We start from the raw sequence: 23,943 nt of genomic DNA on the forward strand, positions 1-23,943 counted from the left end.
ATGAGGGTGCTGCTGATCGGAGCCAACGGTTACCTCGGCCGCTACGTCGCGGACCGGCTGCTCGCCGACCCCGCGGTCCAGCTGACCGCGCTCGGCCGCGGCGACGACGCCGACGTCCGCTTCGACCTCGCCACCGGCAGTCCCGGAGCCCTCACCCGGTTCCTTGACGCCGTCCACCCCGGCGTCGTCATCAACTGCGCGGGCGCCACCCGCGGTGGGGCCCGGGAGCTGACCCGGCACAACACCGTCGCCGTCGCCACCATCTGCGAGTCGCTGCGCCGCAGCGGCTGCGGCGCCCGGCTGGTCCAGCTCGGCTGCTCCGCCGAGTACGGGCCCAGCCAGCCCGGCTCGTCCACGGCCGAGGACGCGGTGCCCAGACCCGGCGGACCGTACGGCGTCAGCAAGCTCGCCGCGACCGAGCTGGTGCTCGGGTCCGGGCTGGACGCCGTCGTGCTGCGGGTGTTCTCGCCCGTCGGCCCCGGCACCCCCGCGGGCTCCCCGCTGGGCCGGCTCGCCGAGGCGATGCGGCGCGCCATGCAGTCCGGGGACGGCGAGCTCAAGCTGAGCGGCCTCGGCGTCCAGCGCGACTTCGTCGACGTACGGGACGTCGCGCGGGCCGTGCACGCCGCCTCCCTGTCCGCCGCCCAGGGGGTCGTCAACATCGGCACCGGCCGGGCGGTCCGGCTGCGCGACGCGGCGGCCGTCCTGGCCCGCGTCGCCGGATACGGCGGCGCCCTGCACGAACTGGACGTCCCGCACGGCGGCGACCGGCACGGCGGCCCCGCGCACGGGCACCCCGGCCGCCCGCAGGGCCTGTCCGCCATCGGTTCGCCGCGCTCCGAGGCCACCGCCGAGCAGATCGCCTCCGCGGCCCCCCAGCCGTACCCCTACCCCGACGGCTGCGGCGCCTGGCAGCAGGCCGACGTGCGCACCGCCCGGGACCGGCTCGGCTGGCGGCCCCGGATCAACCTGGAGGAGTCCCTCGCGGACATCTGGATGGAGGCGGCGTGCCGTATCTGACCACTCCGCCCGGGGCCACGGCGGAGGCCGCGACCGGGGCCGGCCGGCTGGGCCTGGGCATCCCCGGTTACGCGCACCCGCTGCTCGCCCCGGTGGAGTGGGCCGAGCTGACCCGCCCGGGGACCCCGCTGCACTGGGCGGTGCTCAACGTCTCCGACGGCCCCGGCGGACGCCCCGACCCGCACTGCTCCGAGGTCGCCGCGAAACTCGGCCGGGCGGACGGCACGGTCCTCGGGCACCTCGCCCTGCGGGACGGGACCCGGTCCTTCGGGGAGCTCGTCTCCGACGCCCACCGCTTCCGCGACTGGTACGGCGTCGGCGGCTTCTACCTCGCCGGAGCCCCCTCCGACCGGGAGGGTCTCGCCGGGGTCCGCCGGATCACCGACACCCTGCGCGGGCTCGGCGAGGGGCTGCGGATCGTCCTCGGACACGGCACGCACCCGTGCGAGGGCTACACGGAGGCCGCCGACCAGCTGGTCACCTTCTCCGGGGCCTGGGCCGACTACCGCTGGTCGCAGGTGGCCGAGTGGACGGCCGACCATCCGCCCGAGACGTTCTGCCACCTCGTCCACGGCGTGCCGCGCACCCACCTGGAGGAGGCGCTGCGGATCGCCCGCTGGCAGGGCGCCGGCACGATCTGGTTCACGGACCGGCGCGCGGCGGGCGACCGGGACCCCTGGGCCTCGATGCCCGGGTACTGGGACGAAATCGTCTCGCGGATCGGACCGGGTGTCTCGGAATGAAGAAGGGCGTGGCAGTGTTACGGGACAGAACAACCTTTAAATGCTCCCCGCGGACGCGGGGATGACCCTGGAGTGCCCGTGTCGCTGCCACCCTTGGTTGAGCCAGCCGCTGAGCTCACCGTTGACGAGGTCCGCCGGTACTCCCGGCACCTGATCATCCCGGATGTCGGGATGGACGGCCAGAAGCGCCTGAAGAACGCCAAGGTGCTGGCCGTGGGCGCCGGCGGCCTCGGTTCCCCCGCCCTCATGTACCTGGCCGCGGCCGGCGTGGGCACGCTGGGCATCGTGGAGTTCGACGAGGTCGACGAGTCGAACCTGCAGCGCCAGATCATCCACAGCCAGGCGGACATCGGCCGCTCCAAGGCCGAGTCGGCCCGTGACAGCGTGCTGGGCATCAACCCGTACGTCAACGTGGTCCTTCACGAAGAGCGGCTCGAAGCCGAGAACGTGATGGAGATCTTCAGCCAGTACGACCTCATCGTCGACGGCACGGACAACTTCGCCACGCGCTACCTGGTCAACGACGCCTGCGTACTGCTGAACAAGCCGTACGTGTGGGGTTCGATCTACCGCTTCGACGGCCAGGCCTCGGTCTTCTGGTCCGAGCACGGCCCGTGCTACCGCTGCCTCTACCCGGAGCCCCCGCCGCCGGGCATGGTCCCGAGCTGCGCCGAGGGCGGCGTGCTGGGCGTGCTCTGCGCGTCCATCGGGTCCATCCAGGTCACCGAGGCCATCAAGGTCCTCACGGGCGTCGGCGAGCCGCTCGTCGGCCGTCTGATGATCTACGACGCCCTGGAGATGCAGTACCGCCAGGTCAAGGTCCGCAAGGACCCGGACTGCGCGGTCTGCGGTCCGAACGCGACCGTCACCGAGCTCATCGACTACGAGGCCTTCTGCGGCGTCGTGTCGGAGGAGGCCCAGGAGGCCGCCCTCGGTTCGACGATCACTCCCAAGCAGCTCAAGGAGTGGATCGACGCCGACGAGCCCATCGAGATCATCGACGTCCGTGAGAAGAACGAGTACGAGATCGTCTCGATCCCCGGCGCGAAGCTGATCCCCAAGGGCGAGTTCCTGATGGGCACCGCCCTCCAGGACCTGCCGCAGGACAAGCGGATCGTCTTGCACTGCAAGACGGGTGTCCGCAGTGCGGAAGTCCTGGCTGTCCTGAAGTCCGCGGGCTTCGCGGACGCGGTGCACGTCGGCGGCGGCGTCATCGGCTGGGTCCACCAGATCGAGCCCGAGAAGCCGGTCTACTAGCGAAGCCGGTCCACCGGCAGCACCGTCCGAAGGGGCCGTACCCGCACCGGGTACGGCCCCTTCGGCGCGTTCTAGGCGGGAGTGGGGCTGGCGGCCGGGGTGGGGCTGGCGGCGGGGGTGCAGACGGTGCCCGACGTCGGCGCCTTCCCGTCCAGGAGGTAGGTGTTCACGGCCTGCTGCACGCACGCGTCGCCGCTGTTGTACGCGCCGTGGCCCTCGCCCTTGTACGTGAGCTCCACGCCCACGCCCTTGCCGAGCCGCTCGGCCATCTTCCGGGCGCCCTCGTACGGGGTCGCCGGGTCGCCGGTGTTGCCGATCACCAGGATGGGGGCGGAGCCGGGGGCCGAGACGTCCGGGGTGTTCCAGGAGCCCGGGACCGGCCAGCCCGTGCAGGTCAGCATGGCCCAGCCGAGGAAGTCGCCGAAGACGGGCGAGGCCTTGCGGAACTCGGCGAGCTTGGCCTTGGTCTGCGCGAGGCTGTACCGGTCCTTGGAGTCGGCGCAGTTGATGGCGGCGTTGGCCGCGCCGAGGTTGCTGTACCGGCCCTGCTGGTCCCGGCCGTTGAGGGCGTCCGACAGGGCCATCAGCAGCTGGCCCTGGCCGCCCTCGGCCTCGTCCAGGCCCTGCTCCAGCAGCGGCCACAGCTCCTTGGAGTACAGGGCCTGTGCGATGCCGTTGGTCGCGGCGGACTCGCCGAGCATGCGGTCGCCGATGCCGGGGATGGGCTTGGCCGCGAGCGCCTTCTGGAGCTTGATGATGTTCGCCTCGATCTCCTTGGCGGTGCTGCCCTGGAGCCGGCAGGCGTCGCCGCGGTCCACGCAGTCCTGGGCGAAGTTGCCGAGGGCGAGCTGGAAGCCCTTCGCCTGGCCGAGTGCGCCCTGTTCGGCGTTCTGGGTCGGATCGACGACGGCGTCGAACACCGCCCGGCCGACGTTCTTCGGGAAGAGGTGGGCGTAGACCCCGCCGAGCTCCGTGCCGTAGGAGATCCCGAAGTAGTTCAGCTTCTCGTCGCCCAGGGCCTGGCGGATGCGGTCCAGGTCGCGGGCGGCGTTCTCGGTGCCCACGTGGGGCAGGACGGTGCCGGAGTTCTTCTCGCACGCCTCCTGGTACTTCTTGATGCCGTCGAGGAAGGCCTTCTCCTGCTCCGGGGTGGCGGGGGAGGAGTCCTGCGCGTAGTACGCGTCCAGCTGCTTGTCGTCCTCGCAGCGCACGGGCGCGCTGCGGCCGACCCCGCGCGGGTCGAAGCTCACCAGGTCGTAGCGGTCACGCAGGGCCGCGTACTCCTGGGCGGCGCCGGGGAGGGTGCTGATGCCGGAGCCGCCGGGGCCGCCGAAGTTGAAGACGAGGGAGCCGAGGCGGTGCTTCTGGTCCCGGGCCTTGGCGCGGACCAGGGCGATCGGGATGGTCTTGCCCTCGGGGTTCGCGTAGTCGAGCGGTACGTCGAGGGTGGCGCACTGCCAGTCCTTGCCGGGCGTCTGCCCACCGCCTTCGGCGGCGGTGGGAGCGGAGCACTCGCCCCACTTGAGGGGCTTGGGCTCCTGGGTGCTGCCGCCCCGGGGTCTTCCCGCCGTACCGGAGCCGCCGCCGGAGCAGGCACCGGTGGTGAGCAGCGCGGCGGTGAGGGTGGCGGCAGCGGCTGTCCGAACGACGTTTCTGGGCATGTCTCCATCCTCTGCCTCCACCCCGCACCCCGCCCCCGCGCTGACCCGTCCGGGGGATCCCGCCGGGCGCCGGGGCGGGAGGCTGTCAGGCCGCGGCCGGGCCGGGGACCGGGGCCGGGGCCGGGGCCGGGCCGGGTACCGGGGGCGCGGCCGGGGCCAGTACCCGGCGGGCCGCGGCCCGGGCCGTGGCCACGCAGGCGGCCACGCCCACGCCCTCGTACGCCGCTCCGCACAGCGCCAGCGACGGCAGCTCCGCGGTCGCCTCGCGGATGCGGGCCACGCGTGCGCGGTGCCCGACGCCGTACTGCGGCAGGGCCCGGTCCCAGCGGGTCACGCGGGCGGCGAGGGGCTCGCCCATCGGGCCCACCGCCCGGTGGAGTTCGGTGACGGCGGCCCGGATCAGGTGCCGGTCGGGGCGGCCCAGCAGCTCCTCCTCCCCGATCCGCCCGATCGACGCGCGCAGCACGAACGTGTCGGGCGCCGCCTCGTCCATCCAGGACCACTTGTTGGAGAGGAAGGACGCCGCCTTGAGGACGTGCCCGTCCACCGCCGGGACCAGGAAGCCGTTGCCCTCCGGGAGGCGGTGGGCCCGGCCGCGCGAGAAGGCCATGGTGACGACCGCGGTGGAGGCGTGCGGGATCGCCGACAGCTCGGCCTCCGCCCGGGGGGAGTGCGGTCCCAGCAGCTCCGCCGTCGCGAAGGCCGGCAGGGCCAGGACCACCGCGTCCGCGTCCATGGTCAGCGGGCCGTCGGCCGTCATGGCCCGCACCCGCCACCGGTCGCCGGGAAGCCGCCCCAGGGAGCGGGCCGTGGTCCCGGTGAGGATCCGTGCCCCGCCGGCGCGGGCGACCGCCTGCGGGAGGCGGCCGGTGCCGCCGGCCAGGCCCCGGACGGCGCCCGCGGCCGGGCGCGTCCCGCCCGCCGCCCTCATCCGGCGCAGCGCGGGCAGCAGCGGGCCGCCCTGTTCGGCCAGGGTGGCGATCCGGGGCAGGACCGCGTGCAGCGAGAGCCGGTCGGCGCGGCCCGCGTGGACCCCGGCCAGTACCGGTTCGACCAGCCGGTCCACGGCCTCCCGGCCGAGGCGGGCGCCGAGGTACTCGCTCACCGAGCAGTCCTCGGTGAGGGGTGTGGCGGGCAGGCTCTCCTCGGCCGCGACCCGGGCGACGCCCTCCGCCGAGAGCAGGCCGGTGCCGGCCAGCGCGGCCGGGTCGGCCGGGATGCCCATGACGTGTCCGGGCGGGAGCGCGCGCAGCCCGTCGTGGGTCCAGACGGCGGTGGCGGACGGGGCCGGGTCGCGCAGGGCGCCGCCGAGTCCGACGGCGGCCGCCAGCTCCAGGGCCTCCGGGCGCAGCGCTGTCAGCGACTGCGCACCCTCGTCGACGGCCGTACCGGCGATGGTGCCGGTGCGCAGCGCGCCGCCGACCTTGGCCCGGCTCTCCAGCACGGTGACGTCCGCCCGGCCGCGCAGCTGCCAGGCGGCCGAGAGGCCGCTGATACCGCCGCCCACGACGATCACTGAACGCATGGTCATCTCCCGTAGAGGTATGTCCCCTTTACGAACGTAGGGGAGGGCCCCGGGCCGGCACATCGTGCTTTCGGCCAGAGCCCGGGGCTCCGCCCGGCGGACGGGAAGGCCCCGCCGGGACACCGGGGGCGTCCTGGCGGGGCCTTCGTCGGCCGGGTCCCCGAGGGGCCGGCGGAGCTAGATCGATTCCTTGCGGGTCAGGAAGTTGAACGAGATCCAGCCCGGGAGGACCGGCAGCCAGAAGGTCATCAGGCGGAAGAGCAGGACCGCCGAGATGGCGACCTCCTTCTCCAGGCCCGCCGCGATCAGACCCAGCGTCAGGGTCGTCTCCACCGCTCCGATGCCGCCCGGGGTCGGGGCCGCCGAGCCCAGGGCGTTGCCCGCGAGGAAGACCACCGCGATGCTCGCGTAGCTGATGGCCTCCCCGCCGCCGAAGGCGCGGATCGAGGCGTCCAGGCACATCACGAAGCAGCCGGTCAGCAGCAGCATGCCGCCGATGCCGGTCATCAGCTTCTGCGGGCGCTGGAGCACGTCCAGCATGCGCGGGACGACACCCGCGAACAGGGCCCGTACCCGGGTGACGACGAACTTCCGCAGGAAGGGGACCGCCGTGACGACGAGGACCAGCACGGCGACCGTGAGCAGGCCCGCGATGACCGTCCGGGAGGGGGTCATCTCGGGAGTCTTCTCGGTGCCGGTCAGATAGCCGAAGGACAGCAGCAGGAGGATGTGGCTGGCCAGGCCGAAGAGCTGGGAGGCGCCGACGCTGGCCACGGCCAGGCCGGGGCGGATGCCGGCCCGCTGCAGGAAGCGGGTGTTCAGCGCGACACCGCCGACCGCCGCCGGGGCGACCAGCTTCACGAAGGACCCCGCCACCTGCGCGAGCACCGTCCGCAGGAAGGGCACCCGTTCCGGTACGAAGCCCAGCAGGCTCATCGCCGCCGCGAAGTAGCTGAGCGCCGAGAAGGCGAGCGCCGCCCCGACCCAGCTCCACTGCGCCTGCTCGACGATGGTCGCGAAGTCCACGTGGGCCAGCTGAGTGAGCAGGAAGTACGCACCGAACGCGCCGGCGATGAAGGACACCAGGGTGCGCGGACGGATCCGTTCCAGCCGGGCCGGCTCTACCGGGGCCTGCGGGCGGATCAGCAGGACCTGCCGGCGGATCTGGCTGAGCAGGTCCTCCTCGCGCGCCCCTTCGAGGGCGTCGTCCAGGGCCCGCTTCTCCGCCTTGCGGTCGGCGGCCGCGCTGGCGGCGGCATCCCCCGCGCCCGCCGCGGCCTGTGCCTCGCGGGCCGCCTTCGCCACCCGCGAGGACTCCAGTACGGCCTCGCGCTGCCGGTCGGCCCGCTCGCGGGCCAGCCGGCGCAGGGTGGCCCGGGTGGAGCGGCTCAGGGCGATCGGCTGGAGCAGCGGCAGACAGTCCGCCACCGCGTCCGGGCCCAGCACCGACACCGCCGAGGCCACCGAGCGCTCGGCGCCGACCCGCAGGCCGAGGGTGGTGAGCAGCTGGGCGATGTCCATGCGGAGCACCACGTCGCCGGCCGCGATCTCGCCGCCCCGCAGGTCGGTGAGGATGACGTTGCCGGAACGATCCACCACCAGCGCGTCCCCGGTGAGCCGGCGGTGCGCGATCCGGCGCGACTGGAGCGCCCGCACCTGCTCCCACGCGTTGCGGCTCAGGTCGTCGGTGATCTCCTCGTCCGGCAGCGCGTCGAGGGTCCGGCCGCCCAGGTGCTCGTAGACCAGCATCACGGCGTCGGGGCCGAGCTCGGAGGTGGCGATCAGACGGGGGGCGTTGGCCCCGGCCGCGATGGCCGCGTAGGCGAGCAGTGCCTCCTGCTCCAGGGCCTGGCGCAGGGACTGCAGGCTGCGCCGGGTGGTGATCCCGCGCAGGGTCATCCGGCGCCACACCCGGTAGAAGAAGCCGTGCGCCTGCTGCTCGCGGTCCACGACGGTGACGTCCAGCGGCGGCCCGTCCTCCAGCGTGACGTGGTAGCGGCGGCCCCGGTCGTTGGCCTCCGCGCCCTCCCCCTCGGGAGCCTCGGCGCGCATCGCGCTGACCGGCTGGAAGCCGACGCGGCGCAGGCCCGCGAGGAGGTTCTGCCCGGTCGGGCGGACGTTCGGGGAGCCGACCGCGTACAGGGTGCCGTACGCGACGCTCCAGCCGATCAGTACCGTCAGGATGATCGAGAACGGTGTCGTGTACCCGCCGACCAGCATGGCGAAGGCGTCCAGGAGCAGGACCACCCACAGCGCCACCCGCCAGCGGGGCCGGCGCGTCATCCCGACGGCGGTCATGTACGCGATCACGGGCGCGAGGTAGCCGTGCACCGGGTCGGTGAGGGTGCCGGTGGTGCCGGTGGTGCGGGTCAGCGCCTCCTGGATGGTCCCGGGGGCGGCCTGGGACACCCACAGGTCGGTGGCGAGGGTGACGCCGTGCGCGAGGACCGCGGCGAGCACGCCGTCCGCGATGCGCAGCCCGTCGCGTTTGATCAGCCGCTCGATGGCGAAGGCGACGGGCACCAGGAGGACGGCGATGGAGGACACCAGCCCGGCGACCTTGATCAGCAGATCGGGTGCCTGGCCCGTGCCGGCGCTGATGTCCTGCTCCAGGCCCGCCGTGGTGCCGTGGGCGAAGGCGGCGATGCACAGGACGACGGCGATGCCGAGGACGCCGACGAGGAGCCGTACGAGGTCGGAGGGCCGGTGCACGCGCGCGGCGAGCAGCGGCTCGTCGACCTCGACCCGGTCGGCCGCCGTCGGGGTGTGACCGGGCGGGTCGTCGGGGTGCGGATCGCAGACGGGCACCTCGGGTGCCTGGGGCGCCTGGGGCGCCTTGGAAACCTCGGGTGCCTCGGGTGCCTCGGGGGCCTGGGGCGCCTTGGGTGCCTCCTGCACGGGGCCGGAGCGCGGCTGCCCGGGGCGCACGGGTTCCGGGCGCGTGGGCTCCGGGAGCGCCGCGTCGGGGAAGGGCACGTCGGGGGGCACGTCGGGGAGGGGCGCGTCAGGGCGCGCGTCGCCTTCCGCGGGCGCGCCGGAGTCCGCGGGCGCGCCGTTTTCCGGCCGCGCGCCCTCGTCTCTCGTCGCACCGTCCGGAGGGCTCACACCCTGCTCCTTAGCCGTCACATCCGTCTCTTCTTGATCACGTATCACCAGTCACCGCCCGGAAGATGGTGGCACGGACCGGCGGTCGAAGGGGGCACCAGGGTGCGCGCCGGTTCGGAAGGAGACCTTCCGCCGAGGTGTCCGTGCCGTCCGGCACCATGTCCCGAATGAGCGAAGAGCTTCCCGCGTACGCGGAGCGGGTGCTGGAGGTGGCCGAGCGGATTCCGCCCGGCCGGGTGATGACCTACGGGGACGTCGCGGAGTGGCTCGGCGAGGGCGGACCCCGCCAAGTCGGCCGCGTCATGGCCCTGTACGGAGGAGCCGTGCCCTGGTGGCGCGTGGTGCGGGCGGACGGCGTACCCCTGCCCGGCAGCGAGCGGCGGGCCCTGGAGCACTACCGGACCGAGGGTACTCCGCTGCGCGAGACCCCCTCCGGCGAGCCGCGGCTCGCGATGCGGCGGGCCCGCTGGGACGGGCGCGACGAGACGGACGGAGGCGACGAGGCTCACACCTGACAGCTTCGGCCATGCCGCGCACCGGCACAGGCTCGAAGGCGCGTACGGGGGACGACCCGGAAGGCCTCCGGGGCGACGTTCCGCCCCGCCGGGACGGACTGCGGCGGCCCGCGCGGTTGGCGTAGCGTTGCCTCTTCGGCGCGCGCGACGGCCACCACGGCCGCCGCCCGCACCGACCCCGACACCGCCAGCGCGGCAACCGCGGCGACCGCAGACCCACCAGGACCGGCACCCCACGTGATCACCTCTCCTTCCGACCGCTCAGAGCGGCGTACGCGGACCCCTGACGCGTACCGGCTGGTGCGCACCGGGCCGGAACAGGTGGCTCCTCCTGTCCTGGACGCAGCGCAGCGCGCGGTGGTTGATCACACCCGCGGCCCCCTGCTGGTCCTCGCCGGACCGGGCACCGGCAAGACCACCACCCTGATCGAGGCGGCCGCCGCCCGGGTCGAGGCGGGGGTCGACCCCGCCCGCATCCTCATCCTCACCTTCAGCCGCAAGGCCGCAGTGGAACTGCGCGACCGCGCGGCCCTGCGGCTCGGCGGCGCCCGCGCCCCGCAGGCCACCACCTTCCACTCCTTCTGCTACGGACTGGTCCGCGCCCACCAGGACCACGAACTGTTCGCGGACCCGCTGCGGCTGCTCTCCGGTCCGGAGCAGGACGTGATGGTCCGCACCCTGCTGGAGGGCCAGCGCCGGCTCCGCTCCATCCGCTGGCCGGACGACCTGCGGGCCGCGCTGACCACCCGCGGGTTCGCCGACGAGGTGCGCGCCGTCCTGGCCCGCGCCCGCGAGCTGGGCCTCGGCCCCCGCGCCCTGGCCGCCTTCGCCGAGCGGATCGGCCGCCCCGACTGGAAGGCGGCCGCGGCCTTCCTCTCCGAGTACCTCGACGTGCTCGACCTCCAGGGGGCGCTGGACTACGCGGAGCTCCTCCACCGGGCCGTCCTGCTGGCCGAGACCACCCCGGCGCTGTCCGGCGCCTACGACGTGATCCTCGTGGACGAGTACCAGGACACGGACGCCTCCCAGCTGCGGCTGCTGCGCGCCCTGAACGGTCCGGGCGGGACCCTGGTCGCCTTCGGCGACCCCGACCAGTCGATCTACGCCTTCCGGGGCGCCGACCTCAACAACATCCTCGGCTTCGAGACCTCCTTCCCGGGCGCGGCCGTGCGCGCGCTGACCGTCGGCCGCCGCTCCGGCTCCGCCCTGCTGGCCGCCACCCGGCTGCTCACCACCCGCATGGCCGTCCCGCGCCTGCCCGCCGCCGCCGTACGGGCCCACCGGGCGCTGGAGCCGGTACGGGAGGGCGGCCGGGTGGAGGTGTACACGTACCCGACGGCCGGCTCCGAGCTCGACAACATCGCCGACATCCTGCGCCGGGCCCACCTGGAGGACGGCGTGCCCTGGCGGGACATGGCCGTCCTGGTCCGCTCCGGAGGCCGCACGCTCCCGGCGATGCGCCGTGCCCTGATCGCGGCGGGCGTCCCCGCGGAGACGGACGCCTCGGCGACCCCCCTCCGCCACGAACCGGCCGTCGCCCCGCTCCTGACGGCCCTCCGCATCACGGCAACGGCCTCCCAGACCCCACCCCCGCCCGCGCCCGCCCTGCCGGGCCCGGCCGGGGCGTCGGATCCCGCCGTGGCGTCCGATCCCGCCGTGACGGCGGATTCCGCCGGGCCGACAGGTCCCGCCGATCCGGCCGGGCCGGCCAACCTTGCCGAGGTGGCCGATCCCGCCGTGCTGTCGGGTACCGCCGTGTCGTCCGGCTCTGCCGTGTCGGCGGACCTCGCCGTGCCGGCCGGACCTGCCGTGTCGGCGGATTCCGCCGGGCCGACAGGTCCCGCCGATCCGGCCGAGCCGGGCAACCCCGCCGAGCCGTCCGATCCCGGCGCCCTGGCGGGCCCCGCCGAGGCGGACGCGACCGCGGCGGTGCGGCCGGGTTCCGGCACGGACGGTGTGGTTTCGACCGAGGGGGCTCCAGGGGCGGACGCCGCCCCCGCCGGGGCCACGGTTCCCCACGCCCGGGCCGGCGCCCGCACGGGCGCGGCGCCGCTCCCGGCAGCACCCGTGCCCGGAACGGACGCCCCCGACGTCATGCCGGCCGGAGCCACCGAAGACCCGCGGTCGGCGCCCGGCTCCCTGGCGGAGCCGGCCGACACCCCCGACGCGGAGTCGGCGCCCGGCGCCGGCGCCGGCCCCGACGCCGCCGGAACCGCCGGAGGCGACGGATGGGTCGGGGTCGAGGCCGCCATCGAGCTGCTCTCCTCCCCGCTCGGCGGGATGGACGCCGCCGACCTGCGCCGCCTCGGCCGGGCCCTGCGCGACGAGGAGCGGGCCGCCGGGGTCACCGTCCCCGCACCCTCCGACGTACTCCTCGCCCGCGCCCTCGCCGAGCCCGAACGGCTCACCGCGCACGACCCCGCGTACGCCCGCGGAGCGCAGCGCCTTGGCCTGCTCCTGCGCAAGGCCCGCGAGCTCCTCCAGGGCGGCGGCACCGCCGAAGAGGCTCTGTGGACCCTGTGGGACGGCACCCCCTGGCCGCAGCGCCTGGAACGCCGCGCCCGCCGCGGCGGCGCCTCCGGCCGCAACGCCGACCGCGACCTCGACGCCGTCTGCGCCCTCTTCGACAACGCCGCCCGCGCCGAGGAACGCACCGGCGGCCGCGGCGCCCTCAACTTCCTCGAACAGCTCGAAGCCGAGGACATCGCCGCCGACACCCTCACCACCCGCGCCGTCCGCACCGACGCCGTACGCCTGATGACCGCACACCGCTCCAAGGGCCTGGAGTGGGGCCTCGTCGTGGTCGCCGGCGTCCAGGAGGGCCTCTGGCCCGACCTGCGCCGCCGCGGCTCCCTCCTCGAAGCCGACCGCATCGGAGCCGACGGCCTCGCCGAACCCCTCACCCCCGGCGCCCTCCTCGCCGAGGAACGCCGGCTGTTCTACGTCGCCGCCACCCGCGCCCGCCACCGCCTCGTCGTCACCGCCGTCAAGGCCCCGGCCGAGGACGGCGACCAGCCCTCCCGCTTCCTCACCGAACTCGGCGTCACCCCCAAGGACGTCACCGGCCGCCCCCGCCGCCCCCTCGCCGTCCCGGCCCTCGTCGCGGAACTGCGCGCCACCACCGTCGACCCCGACGCCTCGCCCGCCCTGCGCGACGCCGCCGCCCGCCGCCTCGCCCGCCTCGCCGCGCTCACCGACGACGAGGACCGCCCCCTGGTGCCCGCCGCGCACCCCCAGCGCTGGTGGGGCCTGTACGAACCCACCGCCTCCGCCGTGCCCCTGCGCGACCGCGACCGTCCCGTGGCCCTGTCCGGCAGCGCCCTGGACCAGCTCGCCAACACCTGCTCCCTCCAGTGGTTCCTGGGCCGCGAGGTCAAGGCCGACGCCCCCTCCACCGCCGCCCAGGGCTTCGGCAACGTCGTCCACGTCCTCGCCGACGAGGTCGCCTCCGGCCGCACCCCCGCCGACCTCGCCGTCCTGATGGAACGCCTCGACTCCGTCTGGGACGCCCTCGCCTTCGACGCCCCCTGGAAGTCCCGCCAGGAGAAGGACAACGCCCGCGCCGCCCTCGAACGCTTCCTGCGCTGGCACACCACCGACCGCGCCGGCCGCGCCCCCGTGGCCACCGAGCACGACTTCGACGTCACCCTCGACGCCGGCGAGTACGCCGTCCGCATCCGCGGCTCCATGGACCGCGTCGAGGCCGACCCGCAGGGCCGCGCCTACGTCGTCGACTTCAAGACCGGCAAGGGCGCGCCCACCAGGGACGAGGTCGCCCGCCACCCCCAGCTCGCCGTCTACCAGCTCGCCGTCCGCGAGGGCGCCGTCGACGAGGTCTTCGACGGCCTGCGCCCCGGGACCGGCGGCGCCGAACTCGTCCAGCTGCGCCAGGGCGCCGCGAAGAAGGAGGGCGGCGACGAGGTCCCGAAGATCCAGGCACAGCAGCCCCTCGACGACGGCCCGTCCGGCGCCTGGGTCGGCGACCTGCTCGCCACCGCCGCCGGCCGGGTCCTGGACGAACGCTTCGCCCCGGCCACCGGCGAACACTGCACGCGCTGCTCCTTCCGCAGCGCGTGCAGTGCCCGTCCCGAGGGCCGGCAGACCGTCGAATGAGACGCCGGACCGCGATGTCGGTGGCGGCGGCTAGCCTTTCGAGGTGACCGCCGTGACCGCGTACGGGTCCGGGCGCGCGCCCGCACTCACCGATCCCGAGCAGCTCAAGGAGCTCCTCGGGATCCCCTTCACGCCCGAACAGCTGGCCTGCGTCACCGCCCCGCCCGCCCCCCAGGTGATCGTCGCCGGAGCCGGCTCCGGCAAGACCACCGTCATGGCGGCCCGCGTGGTCTGGCTCGTCGGCACCGGAGCGGTCGCCCCCGAGCAGGTCCTCGGCCTCACCTTCACCAACAAGGCCGCCGGCGAGCTCGCCGAACGCGTCCGCAAGGCCCTCGCCCGGGCCGGCGTCACCGACCCGGACCCCTCCCCGGCCGAGGCCGAATCGGCCGGCGGCGAGCCGCGGATCTCCACCTACCACGCGTTCGCCGGCCAGCTCCTGAAGGACCACGGCCTGCGCATCGGACTGGAGCCCAGCGCCCGCCTCCTCGCCGACGCCACCCGCTTCCAGCTCGCCGCGAAGGTGATCCGCGAGGCCCCCGGCCCCTACCCCTCCCTCACCAAATCCGTCCCCGACCTGGTCAGCGACCTCCTCGCGCTCGACGGGGAACTCTCCGAGCACCTCGTCGAGCCGGACGGGCTGCGCGCGTACGACACGGAACTGCTCGACTCCCTCGTCGGCGTCCGACTGACCAACGAGGACCTGCGCAAGGTCCCCGAGGCCGTCCGCGGCCGCCTGGAGCTGCTCGAACTGGTCGCCCGCTACCGCGCGGCCAAACGCTCCCGCGACCTCTTCGACTTCGGCGACCAGATAGCCCTCTCCGCCCGGCTCGCCACCACCCGCCCCGAGGTCGGCGCCCTGCTGCGCGAGGAGTTCCGCGTGGTCCTCCTCGACGAGTACCAGGACACCTCCGTCGCCCAGCGCCTGCTGCTCTCCGGGCTCTTCGGCGGGGGCACCGGGCACGCGGTGACCGCCGTGGGCGACCCCTGCCAGGCCATCTACGGCTGGCGCGGCGCCTCCGTCGCCAACCTCGACGACTTCCCCGCCCACTTCCCGCACGCCGACGGCACCCCCGCCACCCGGCTCTCCCTCAGCGAGAACCGGCGCAGCGGAGGCCGCCTCCTCGACCTGGCCAACGGCCTCGCCGCCCCGCTGCGCGCGATGCACGAGGGCGTCGAGGCGCTGCGCCCCGCCCCCGGCGCCGAACGCGACGGCGTGGTGCGTTGCGCCCTGCTGGAGACGCACGCCGAGGAGCTGGAGTGGCTCGCGGACTCCGTCGCCCACCTGGTGCGGACGGGGACCGAACCGGGCGAGATCGCGGTGCTGTGCCGTTCCGCCGCCGACTTCGCGCGGATCCAGGTCGTGCTGGTGGCCCGTGACGTGCCGGTGGAGGTCGTGGGCCTGTCCGGGCTCCTCCACCTCCCCGAGGTCGCCGACCTGGTCTCGGTGTGCGAGGTGCTCCAGGACCCGGGGGCCAACGCCGCCCTCGTCCGGCTCCTCATCGGCCCGCGCTGGCGCATCGGCGCCCGCGACCTCGCCCTGCTCGGCCGCCGGGCCCGGCAGCTGGTGGCCCGCGCCACCGCCGCCGACGGCCCCGACGGGCGGCTCGCGGCGGCGGTCGAGGGCGTGGACCCGGCGGAGATCGTCTCCCTGGCCGACGCGCTGGAGACCTTCCTCGACGGCGCCGGCCAGTCCGCCCCCGACGACCTGCCCTTCTCCGCCGCCGCCCGGGTGCGCTTCGCGCACCTCGCCCAGGAGCTGCGCGACCTGCGGCGTTCGCTCGCGGACCCGCTGATGGACGTACTGCACCGGGTGCTGGCCACCACCGGCCTGGAGGTCGAGCTCTCCGCGTCCCCGCACGCGCTCGCCGCCCGCCGCCGCGAGACCCTGTCGAACTTCATGGACGTCGCCGCCGGCTTCGCCGCGCTCGACGGGGAGGCGACCCTCCTGGCCTTCCTGGGCTTCCTGCGCACGGCCGCCCAGTACGAGAAGGGCCTGGACCACGCCCTGCCGGGCGGGGAGAACACCGTCAAGGTGCTGACCGCCCACAAGTCCAAGGGGCTGGAGTGGGACGTGGTCGTCGTCCCCGACCTGTGCGCCGGCTCCTTCCCGAAGGAGAAGCCGCCGGAGGCCTGGACCTCGTACGCGAAGGTCCTCCCGTACGGGCTGCGCGGCGACGCCCCCACCCTTCCCGCCGACCCGGAGTGGACCTCGGCAGGCCTGAAGTCCTTCAAGGCCGCCCTCAAGACCCACAAGCAGACCGAGGAGCTCCGCCTCGGGTACGTCACCTTCACCCGGCCGCGCTCCCTGCTGCTGGCCTCCGGCCACTGGTGGGGCCCGACGCAGAAGCGCCGCCGCGGCCCCTCGGCGTTCCTGGACGCCCTGCGCGCGCACTGCGAGGCCGGGTTCGGGGAGATCGAGACCTGGGCGGACGAGCCCGCCGAGGACGCGGAGAACCCGGCCCTGGCCACCGCCTCCGCCCCCGACCACTCCTGGCCCCTGCCCCTGGACCCCGCCTCCCTGACCCTGCGCCGCGAGGCGGCGGCCCTGGTCGAGTCCCACCTCACCCGGGCCACCGGCCCCGGCCCCGAGCCCGAGCCGGAGGCCTACGTGTGGCCCCCGCACTGCGAGGAACCGTCCTACGACGCCGAGCCCTGGGCCGCCCCGCCGGAGGGCTCCGAGCCCTGGGAGGGCCCGCCGGACGACGCCGATCCGTGGGCGGGTCCGTCCGACGGGGCTCCCCGGCCGGGGACCCCGGCCGGTGCCCCCGGCCGAGGGCGCCCCGAGGCCCCGCGGGGCGCCGCCGCCGACGCCTGGTACGACGCCCCCTGGCCCGGCGACGCCACGCGGTCCGCGCCCGAGGGGGTCCGGGCCGGCGGTGCCGTCGTCCCGGCCGGCTCCGTGGACGCGGAGGATCCTTGGGCTGCGGAGCCCTGGGCCGGCGGCGCCACGCCGTCCCCGTCGGACGGGCTCCGGGCCGACGGTGCCGTCGCCCCGGCCGGTCCCGCCGACGCGGAGGACCCCTGGGCCGCCGAGCCCTGGGCCGGTGTGCCCGGCTCCGCCGTGCCCGGGGCCCGCGCGGGCTCGGGTGCAGCCCCGGACGCGGGGGAGTACCGGCAGGCCGCCCACCCCGACGCCGAGGACCCCTGGGCCGGCGTGCCCGGGGCCCGTGTGCGCCCGGCGGCGGAGCTTCCCCCACCGGCCGGCCCCGCCGACGGCGACGAGCCCCGGCCGGCGCCGACCGACGGGCCCGACGGCCTCTGGGCCGGGGAGGACGCGCGGCCCGCCGGGGCACCCGCACGCCTGCCCGCGCCCCGCCGCGGGCCCGCCGCCCCGCACCACCCGGAGGGAACCCGGCCCCCGACCCCCGAAGAGGCCCGCGCCATCGCCTCCTGGGACCGCGATCTCGACGCCCTCGAAGGCGAGCTCCGCCGCGCACGGGCGGCCGTCCGCGACGTCGAGTTGCCCTCCGCCCTGTCCGCGAGCCAGCTCATGCGCCTGGCCGCCGACGAGCAGGGCTTCGTACGCGATCTCGCACGCCCCATGCCCAGGCCTCCGCAGCCGGCCGCCCGCCAGGGCACCCGCTTCCACGCCTGGGTGGAGTCCCGCTTCGAGGAGCTGCCCCTGCCGCTCCTCGACCTCCTCGACCCCGCCACCGAGCTGCCCGGCTCCGACCAGGACGTCGCCGACGAGGCCGACCTCGACGCCCTCAAGGCCGCCTTCGAGCGCAGCGAGTACGCCGAGCGGACGCCGTACCGGATGGAGGCCCCGGTGCAGCTCACGCTCGCCGGCCGGGTGATCCGCGGCCGGATCGACGCCGTGTACAAGAACCCCGACGGCTCGTACGAGGTCGTCGACTGGAAGACCGGCCGCACCACCCAGGCCGACCCCCTCCAGCTCGCCGTGTACCGCCTCGCCTGGGCGGAAGCCACCGGCACTCCCCTCGACCGGGTCGCCGCCGCCTTCCTCCACGTCCGCAGCGGCCGCGTCATCCGCCCCCGTGACCTGCCCGGACGGGCCCGCCTTGAGCGGATCCTCCAAGGCGAAACGGGCACGGACGGTGACGCTCAGGCGGACGGATAGGCTCGGGGCCATGAGCGAAACCCAGCCGGACAGCGTCGTCCGCACGTACATCGACACCCACCGCACGGCCTTCCTCGACGACCTCGCCGAGTGGCTGCGCATCCCGTCCGTCTCGGCCCAGCCCGAGCACGCGGGCGACGTGCGCCGCAGCGCGGAATGGCTCGCGGCGAAGCTCAAGGAGACCGGCTTCCCGGTCACCGAGATCTGGCCTACCCCCGGCGCGCCCGCGGTCTTCGCGGAGTGGCCCAGCGAGGACCCGTCGGCCCCGACCGTCCTCGTCTACGGCCACCACGACGTCCAGCCCGCCGCCCTCGCGGACGGCTGGCACACCGAGCCCTTCGAGCCGGTGGTCCGCGACGGCCGCATGTACGGCCGCGGCGCGGCCGACGACAAGGGCCAGGTCTTCTTCCACACCCTCGGCGTGCGCGCCCACCTCGCCGCCACCGGCGCCGCGGCCCCCGCGGTCCACCTCAAGCTGCTGATCGAGGGCGAGGAGGAGTCCGGCTCCCCGAACTTCCGCGCCCTCGTCGAGGAGCGCGCCGAGCGCCTCGCCGCGGACGTCGTGATCGTCTCCGACACCGGCATGTGGTCCGAGACCACCCCCACCGTCTGCACCGGCATGCGCGGCGTCGCCGACTGCGAGATCGACTTCCACGGCCCCGACCAGGACATCCACTCGGGCGCCTTCGGCGGTGCCGTGCCCAACCCGGCCACCGCCGCCGCCCGCCTGGTCGCGGCCCTGCACGACGAGGACGACCGGGTCACGATCCCGGGCTTCTACGACGGCATCGCCGAGCTCACCGACACCGAGCGCGCGCTGATCGCCGAGCTGCCCTTCGACGAGGCCGAGTGGCTCCGTACGGCCAAGTCCCACGCGGCCGCCGGCGAGGCCGGGTACTCCACCCTGGAGCGCGTCTGGGCCCGCCCGACCGCCGAGGTCAACGGCATCGGCGGCGGCTACCAGGGCCCCGGCGGCAAGACCATCGTGCCCGCCTCGGCGCACCTGAAGCTGTCGTTCCGCCTGGTCTCGGGGCAGGACCCGTACGAGGTCGAGGCGGCCGTCCGGGAGTGGGTCGCGGCCCGCGTCCCCGCCGGCATCCGGCACTCGATCACCTTCGGCGCGCCCACCCGCCCCTGCCTGACCCCGCTGGACCACCCGGCGCTCCAGTCCGTCGTCCGCGCCATGGGCCGGGCCTTCGGGCAGCGGGTCCGCTTCACCCGCGAGGGCGGTTCGGGCCCGGCGGCCGACCTCCAGGACGTGCTGGACGCCCCCGTCCTCTTCCTCGGGATCTCCGTGCCGTCCGACGGCTGGCACTCCCCGAACGAGAAGGTCGAGCTCGACCTCCTCCTCAAGGGAGTGGAGACCACCGCCTACCTGTGGGGCGACCTCGCCGAGCACTGGAAGCCCGCAACCACCTGACACACCCGCCACACCCGCCGCACGCACCGCACGCGCGGCACCGCCACCCGAGCAGCCTGCCTTGTCCCACACACCGGGGGAGTTGGAAGTACCTGTGAGCACCCATACCGAGCCCGAGCGCCCGATCTCGCTCGCCGCGCCCAGCGGAATCGACCGCGCCGCGCACCACCGCCTCGACGAGGCGTGGCTCGCCGCCGCCTGGAGCCACCCGACGACCCGCGTCTTCGTCGTCTCCGGCGGCCAGGTCCTGATCGACGACACCCCCGACGGCGGCACCGCCATCGTGATGACCCCGGCCTTCGAGGCCCCGGTCACCGAGACCCACCGGTACTTCCTGGGGACGGACGAGGACGGCGTACGGTACTTCGCGCTCCAGAAGGACTCCCTGCCGGGCCGCATGGACCAGTCCGCCCGCCCGGCCGGACTGCGCGAGGCCGGGCTGCTGCTGTGCCCGCGCGACGCCGGGCTGATGGTCCACGCGGTGGCGCTGGAGAACTGGCAGCGCATGCACCGTTTCTGCTCCCGCTGCGGCGAGCGCACGGTGGTCGCGGCCGCCGGGCACATCCGCCGTTGCCCGGGCTGCGGCGCCGAGCACTACCCGCGCACCGACCCGGCCGTGATCATGCTGGTCACGGACGAGCAGGACCGCGCCCTCCTCGGCCGCCAGGTCCACTGGCCCGAGGGCCGCTTCTCGACGCTGGCGGGCTTCGTCGAGCCCGGGGAGTCCATCGAGCAGTCGGTGATCCGCGAGGTGTGGGAGGAGGCGGGCGTCAAGGTCGGCACGGTCGAGTACGTCGCCAGCCAGCCCTGGCCGTTCCCGTACAGCCTGATGCTGGGCTTCACCGCCCGGGCCGTCAGCTCCGAGATCACGGTCGACGGCGAGGAGATCCAGGAGGCCCGCTGGTTCTCCCGGGACGACCTGCGCGCCGCGATCGAGACCGGCGAGGTCCTGCCGCCGTCGGGCATCTCCATCGCGGCCCGCCTGGTCGAACTCTGGTACGGCCAACCCCTCCCGAAGCCGGCCACGACCCTCTGACGGCCCGGGCCCGCTTCCCCCGGGGAAGCGGGCCCGGCCTCGCCCCTCATAGAGCTCGGACGGGGTTGTCGGGCCGGTCCAGCCAGGCAGTCTGGGCGTCAGGCCCGACGGTGAGTCCGAATCGCCGGAAGTCCGGCCGGTCCTGCTCCTCCCACCACCGGTAGGCGGCTTCCGTCTCGTCCCACAGCCGGCGCGGCCCCGACTGGACCACGAGGTATTCGCTCACGCCGGGCTCGTAGTCGACGGACGCCCACGACCGCGTGTCGTCGCTGTAGAACCACACGACGTGGGATCCGTCGTCGTCCGGCTCCACGGACCAGAAGGTGCCCGGTACCCGCAGGCTGATCGCGAACTGTTCGATCCACCCGTCGATGTCCGCCGGGGAAAGCGTCGTGGTGCTCTTGGTGCCGTCCGCGGGCCACTCCCGACCCTTGAGGTAGGCGTCGTGCGGCGGCCGGTCGGCGCGCTGCTGCCGTAGGCGCATGAAGGCGGACGAGCGGGTGAAGTGCCCGCCGGCCGTACCGTCCTCCCCGACGACGAGCCGAGCGATCGCCTCCCCGCCGTACCCGGTTCCCCACGGGGCGACGATGATCCCGCCGGGCACGGTCTGCTCCACCCAGGCGTAGGGGATCCGGCCGACCGAGCAGGTGGCGACGACCCTGTCGTACGGGGCTCCTTCCGGGTGGCCGAGCCTGCCGTCTCCCACGATCACCGTAGGGGACAGGCCGGCCTCCCGCAGGCTTCTGACCGCGCCCTCGGCCACCTCGGGGTCGTACTCGATCGAGACGACGTTCTCGGAGCCGAGGCGGTGGGACAGGAGACCCGCGTTCCAACCCGTTCCGGCGCCGATCTCCATCGCCCTGCAGGCGCTCCCCGTGGCCCTCGCGTCCTCGACGCCGAGATCACCCAGCATCGAGAAGACCATGTGCGGCTGGGAGCTGGAACTGGTGGGGGTGGTCCCCACCTCGTCTCCGGTGTGCTTGCCGTCATCCCACTGAGTCGTAAGAGGGACGTCGGAGTAGACAGCGGTGAACCACGCGTCCGGGTCCCTATCGAGGTCCACCACAGCGTTCTGCCGGGTGCCTGCGGCGATGCCCGGCCAGATCCGTGCCGGTACGAACATGTCCCGAGGAACTGCGTGGAACGCAGGCAGCCAGTCCGACCGCAAGGCGCCCGATGCGACGAGCGCGGAGGCGAGCCCCTGAGGGCCCACCTCCTCTTTGCGCGCGGTCATGTACCCCTACTTCTTCGCGGGGCCGGAGCCGTCGGAGGAGTTGCCTCCACTGCCGGTGTCCGTGCCGCCGCCTCCGTGTCCGCGTCCACTGCTCCCGTCGTCCTGCTGACTGCCACCCTGGCCGCTTCCGGTACCGCCACCGTGCTTGGGCACGTGATGCTCCTCAGCTGTGAAATGGATGGTCTGCGCTGCCGCCCTGACCAGGGGCCGCTTGTGCCGTTGTCCGGTCCGGGGGAATTCTTCGTAGACGGTGAAGGTGTTCAGCGGGGCGGGGCCGGTCGGCACCGTCATGGGGATCACTCCGAGCCGTACGTTCGGCAGGTGGGTCAGCGAGGCCAGGTGGTCGATCTGCACCGCGAGCGCATCCGGGCCCACGAGGGGCCAGCGGACGGCCTGCTCGGTGAGGATGAACGTGAACCGCTTGGAACGGTCGTACAGGACCTGCTGCCGTTGCAGCTTCCCGGCGATCGTCTTGGAGTGATCGCCAGGGATGTGGGCGAGGCTCGCCCGGATGTACTCCGGAGTCGAGAGCAGGCCCGTGACCATCGACAGCAGGAAGAACCGGAACTCCGACGACGACGCCTCCAGGCCGGCCAGCTCAAGCTGCTTCTTGTCCAGGCCCTTGCGCCGCATGCCCCGGGCGCCCTGCCACTCGGTATTGGCGAGACGAGCCAGGGACATCACCTGAGAGACCAGGGCCGGGGCCGCGTCGAAGGCCCTCAGGAGTTGCTCCACGTCCACGAGGGACGGTCGGACCTTGCCGTTCTCGATCCGGCTGACCTTCGACTGGGACATGTTGCAGCGGGCGGCGGCCCGTGCCCCCGAGAGCCCGGACCGCTTGCGTACCGCTTTCAGCAGGGCCGCCAGCTCCTCGCCGGACCGGCCGAGCTCCTCAGGTTCCACACTCACCCGGTGATGTACTCCAGGAACGGCACGGACGCGGCCACAGCGATGCGCCGGTACTCGACGAACGGGGCGGGGTCGCCCTCGTGGAGTTCGCGGCTGATCTGCCTGCCGTCCGCTCCGTAGTGCATGAGGACGACCGTGGAGCGGTCGAACATCCAGAAATCCTGAACGTCCGGCAGCGGGTTCGGCCGGTCGGTCACGTCGAGGATGCGGATGTCTTCCCCCGCCGGAGCCTGATGCCGGTAGTACCGCTCGAACTCGAACCGCAGGTAGTCGCTCAGCGGCTGCGTGAGGACGTGCACGCGCCCGACGTTGCGGGTCCGCACCATCTCCATCCACGAGTCCTCATACGGGCCGGGGAACCGGGCCCCTGCCCTGAAGGCCGCGAACTCGTCCGCTTCCTGCGGTACGAGGTACTGGGGCAGGGTCTCAAGCCGCCAGGCCTCCGTCTGGAACGTCTTGAACCTCGATGCCCAGTCTTCACCATCCAAGAGCACGGAACGCCTCCCTGAGCACTGCTTCGGGGATCTCGACGAGTCCCTCGCCGGTGGGCGGGGTGAAGGCCGCGGATACGTCGCCCTGGACGATGAACGAGCCGGACGTGGTCCGGTAGACGTTCGGGCAGTCCCCCTGCCCGCACTCGCCGTTTCCGTTGCCTGTGAGCCGGGTCAGTTCCTCACGTGCCATGTGAAGCCCCCTCGGTGCCAGGCCCCGGACGGGCCTGATGAGCACGACCGTACGGACGGACGGGTGGGGCCGTCCATGCGCGGACGCGACTATGCGCGTCTTCGCATAAACGCGTCTCCCCGGTGACGGGAGAGGGCAGCAGAAGGCCCCCGCCGGAGCGGGGGCCACTCTGTATGTACGGAGGGGGGTCAGGCGGCGAGGGCCTGCTTGACCTGGGCCAGGCTCGGGTTCGTCATGACGGACTCGTTGCCGGCGGAGGACTTCACGAGCACGGTGGGGACGGTCTGGTTGCCGCCGTTCGCCTGCTCCACGAACTTCGCGGACTCCGGGTCGAGCTCGATGTTGATCTCGTTGTACGCGATGCCCTCGCGGTCCAGCTGCTTCTTCAGCCGGTTGCAGTAGCCGCACCAGGTGGTGCTGTACATCGTGACGGTGCCCGTGTCCTGCATGCTCGCTCCTCTGGGAGGTCTCGGTGGACCGGGTCTCGGTGATCGGTCCGAGTACTCGAACGTCCCCCGCCGCCGCGCCATTCCCGGAACGGGGGCGGGGACGGCTGGTGTGACGGATCCGACTGCCGCGCACGCTCCGGCTGGTGGGGCCGGTGCGACGGTATGAAGGACGCCCCTCGCCTGTGGACGGT

General features: G+C 74.3%; 16 protein-coding genes. 8 read left to right on the forward strand and 8 right to left on the reverse strand.

The window, feature by feature from the left end; translation table 11 throughout:
- The 3 genes from ABZW32_RS05110 to moeZ all read left to right on the forward strand — a co-directional run bounded on the left by ABZW32_RS05110 (position 1) and on the right by moeZ (position 3,020).
- Complete coding sequence (locus ABZW32_RS05110) at positions 1-1,020, forward strand: NAD-dependent epimerase/dehydratase (RefSeq protein WP_356211316.1); 1,020 nt, start codon at positions 1-3, stop codon at positions 1,018-1,020.
- Positions 1,008-1,763, forward strand: a complete 756-nt coding sequence (locus ABZW32_RS05115; RefSeq protein ID WP_356211318.1) for a spherulation-specific family 4 protein — start codon at positions 1,008-1,010, stop codon at positions 1,761-1,763. The genes ABZW32_RS05110 and ABZW32_RS05115 overlap by 13 nt, the downstream gene beginning before the upstream one ends.
- Before the next feature lie 78 nt (positions 1,764-1,841).
- On the forward strand, positions 1,842-3,020 hold the full coding sequence (gene moeZ, locus ABZW32_RS05120) for an adenylyltransferase/sulfurtransferase MoeZ (protein WP_280916413.1): 1,179 nt from the start codon (positions 1,842-1,844) through the stop codon (positions 3,018-3,020).
- A 71-nt stretch (positions 3,021-3,091) separates the two neighbouring features.
- On the opposite strand, the gene ABZW32_RS05125 is transcribed toward moeZ, so the two are convergent.
- The 3 genes from ABZW32_RS05125 to ABZW32_RS05135 form a co-directional block, all read right to left on the reverse strand.
- Entirely contained in the window at positions 3,092-4,681 is a 1,590-nt protein-coding gene (locus tag ABZW32_RS05125; RefSeq protein WP_356211320.1) for an alpha/beta hydrolase, read from the reverse strand.
- An 85-nt stretch (positions 4,682-4,766) separates the two neighbouring features.
- Positions 4,767-6,206: a protoporphyrinogen oxidase gene (gene hemG / locus ABZW32_RS05130; RefSeq protein ID WP_356211322.1), complete on the reverse strand. Its 1,440-nt coding sequence runs from the start codon at positions 6,204-6,206 to the stop codon at positions 4,767-4,769.
- 177 nt (positions 6,207-6,383) lie between these two features.
- Positions 6,384-9,104, reverse strand: a complete 2,721-nt coding sequence (locus ABZW32_RS05135) for a lysylphosphatidylglycerol synthase transmembrane domain-containing protein (protein ID WP_356211610.1) — start codon at positions 9,102-9,104, stop codon at positions 6,384-6,386.
- Positions 9,105-9,469: 365 nt separating this feature from the next.
- On the opposite strand from ABZW32_RS05135, the gene ABZW32_RS05140 reads away from it, so the two are divergent.
- From ABZW32_RS05140 to nudC, 5 genes are all read left to right on the forward strand, one after another.
- A complete protein-coding gene (locus ABZW32_RS05140) occupies positions 9,470-9,826 on the forward strand; it encodes an MGMT family protein (RefSeq protein ID WP_356211324.1) in 357 nt (118 codons plus the stop codon).
- A 237-nt stretch (positions 9,827-10,063) separates the two neighbouring features.
- The gene (locus ABZW32_RS05145) at positions 10,064-13,939 is read left to right on the forward strand and encodes a UvrD-helicase domain-containing protein (RefSeq protein ID WP_356211326.1); all 3,876 of its coding nucleotides are present in this window, start codon (positions 10,064-10,066) and stop codon (positions 13,937-13,939) included.
- 52 nt (positions 13,940-13,991) lie between these two features.
- Positions 13,992-18,020: a UvrD-helicase domain-containing protein gene (locus ABZW32_RS05150; RefSeq protein WP_356211612.1), complete on the forward strand. Its 4,029-nt coding sequence runs from the start codon at positions 13,992-13,994 to the stop codon at positions 18,018-18,020.
- A 10-nt stretch (positions 18,021-18,030) separates the two neighbouring features.
- Entirely contained in the window at positions 18,031-19,440 is a 1,410-nt protein-coding gene (locus ABZW32_RS05155) for a dipeptidase (protein WP_356211328.1), read from the forward strand.
- A 94-nt stretch (positions 19,441-19,534) separates the two neighbouring features.
- On the forward strand, positions 19,535-20,476 hold the full coding sequence (gene nudC, locus ABZW32_RS05160) for an NAD(+) diphosphatase (protein ID WP_356211330.1): 942 nt from the start codon (positions 19,535-19,537) through the stop codon (positions 20,474-20,476).
- 46 nt (positions 20,477-20,522) lie between these two features.
- On the opposite strand, the gene ABZW32_RS05165 is transcribed toward nudC, so the two are convergent.
- From ABZW32_RS05165 to ABZW32_RS05185, 5 genes are all read right to left on the reverse strand, one after another.
- A complete protein-coding gene (locus ABZW32_RS05165; protein WP_356211333.1) occupies positions 20,523-21,710 on the reverse strand; it encodes a protein-L-isoaspartate(D-aspartate) O-methyltransferase in 1,188 nt (395 codons plus the stop codon).
- Between the two features lie 6 nt (positions 21,711-21,716).
- Positions 21,717-22,619 carry a Scr1 family TA system antitoxin-like transcriptional regulator gene (locus ABZW32_RS05170; protein ID WP_356211336.1) on the reverse strand — a complete coding sequence of 301 codons (903 nt, stop codon included), beginning with the start codon at positions 22,617-22,619 and terminating at the stop codon, positions 21,717-21,719.
- Positions 22,616-23,113 (reverse strand): DUF6879 family protein, encoded by a 498-nt coding sequence (locus tag ABZW32_RS05175; protein WP_356211339.1) that lies wholly within the window; start codon positions 23,111-23,113, stop codon positions 22,616-22,618. Before ABZW32_RS05175 ends, ABZW32_RS05170 begins: the two co-directional genes overlap by 4 nt.
- Positions 23,097-23,303, reverse strand: a complete 207-nt coding sequence (locus ABZW32_RS05180) for a hypothetical protein (protein ID WP_356211342.1) — start codon at positions 23,301-23,303, stop codon at positions 23,097-23,099. Before ABZW32_RS05180 ends, ABZW32_RS05175 begins: the two co-directional genes overlap by 17 nt.
- A gap of 188 nt (positions 23,304-23,491) precedes the next feature.
- Positions 23,492-23,752, reverse strand: coding sequence for a mycoredoxin (locus ABZW32_RS05185; RefSeq protein WP_356211345.1), 261 nt, complete (start codon positions 23,750-23,752; stop codon positions 23,492-23,494).
- Positions 23,753-23,943 lie beyond the last annotated feature (191 nt).

This window comes from Streptomyces sp. NPDC004667, from assembly GCF_040609475.1.
Classification (GTDB): Bacteria; Actinomycetota; Actinomycetes; order Streptomycetales; family Streptomycetaceae; genus Streptomyces.

Coding starts and splice junctions, on each gene's coding strand:
- ABZW32_RS05155 (WP_356211328.1), top strand. CDS start 18,031: ATGAGCGAAACCCAGCCGGACAGCGTCGTCCGCACGTACATCGACACC.
- ABZW32_RS05140 (WP_356211324.1), top strand. CDS start 9,470: ATGTCCCGAATGAGCGAAGAGCTTCCCGCGTACGCGGAGCGGGTGCTG.
- ABZW32_RS05110 (WP_356211316.1), top strand. CDS start 1: ATGAGGGTGCTGCTGATCGGAGCCAACGGTTACCTCGGCCGCTACGTC.
- hemG (WP_356211322.1), bottom strand. CDS start 6,206: ATGCGTTCAGTGATCGTCGTGGGCGGCGGTATCAGCGGCCTCTCGGCC.
- ABZW32_RS05165 (WP_356211333.1), bottom strand. CDS start 21,710: ATGACCGCGCGCAAAGAGGAGGTGGGCCCTCAGGGGCTCGCCTCCGCG.
- ABZW32_RS05180 (WP_356211342.1), bottom strand. CDS start 23,303: ATGGCACGTGAGGAACTGACCCGGCTCACAGGCAACGGAAACGGCGAG.
- ABZW32_RS05185 (WP_356211345.1), bottom strand. CDS start 23,752: ATGCAGGACACGGGCACCGTCACGATGTACAGCACCACCTGGTGCGGC.
- ABZW32_RS05125 (WP_356211320.1), bottom strand. CDS start 4,681: ATGCCCAGAAACGTCGTTCGGACAGCCGCTGCCGCCACCCTCACCGCC.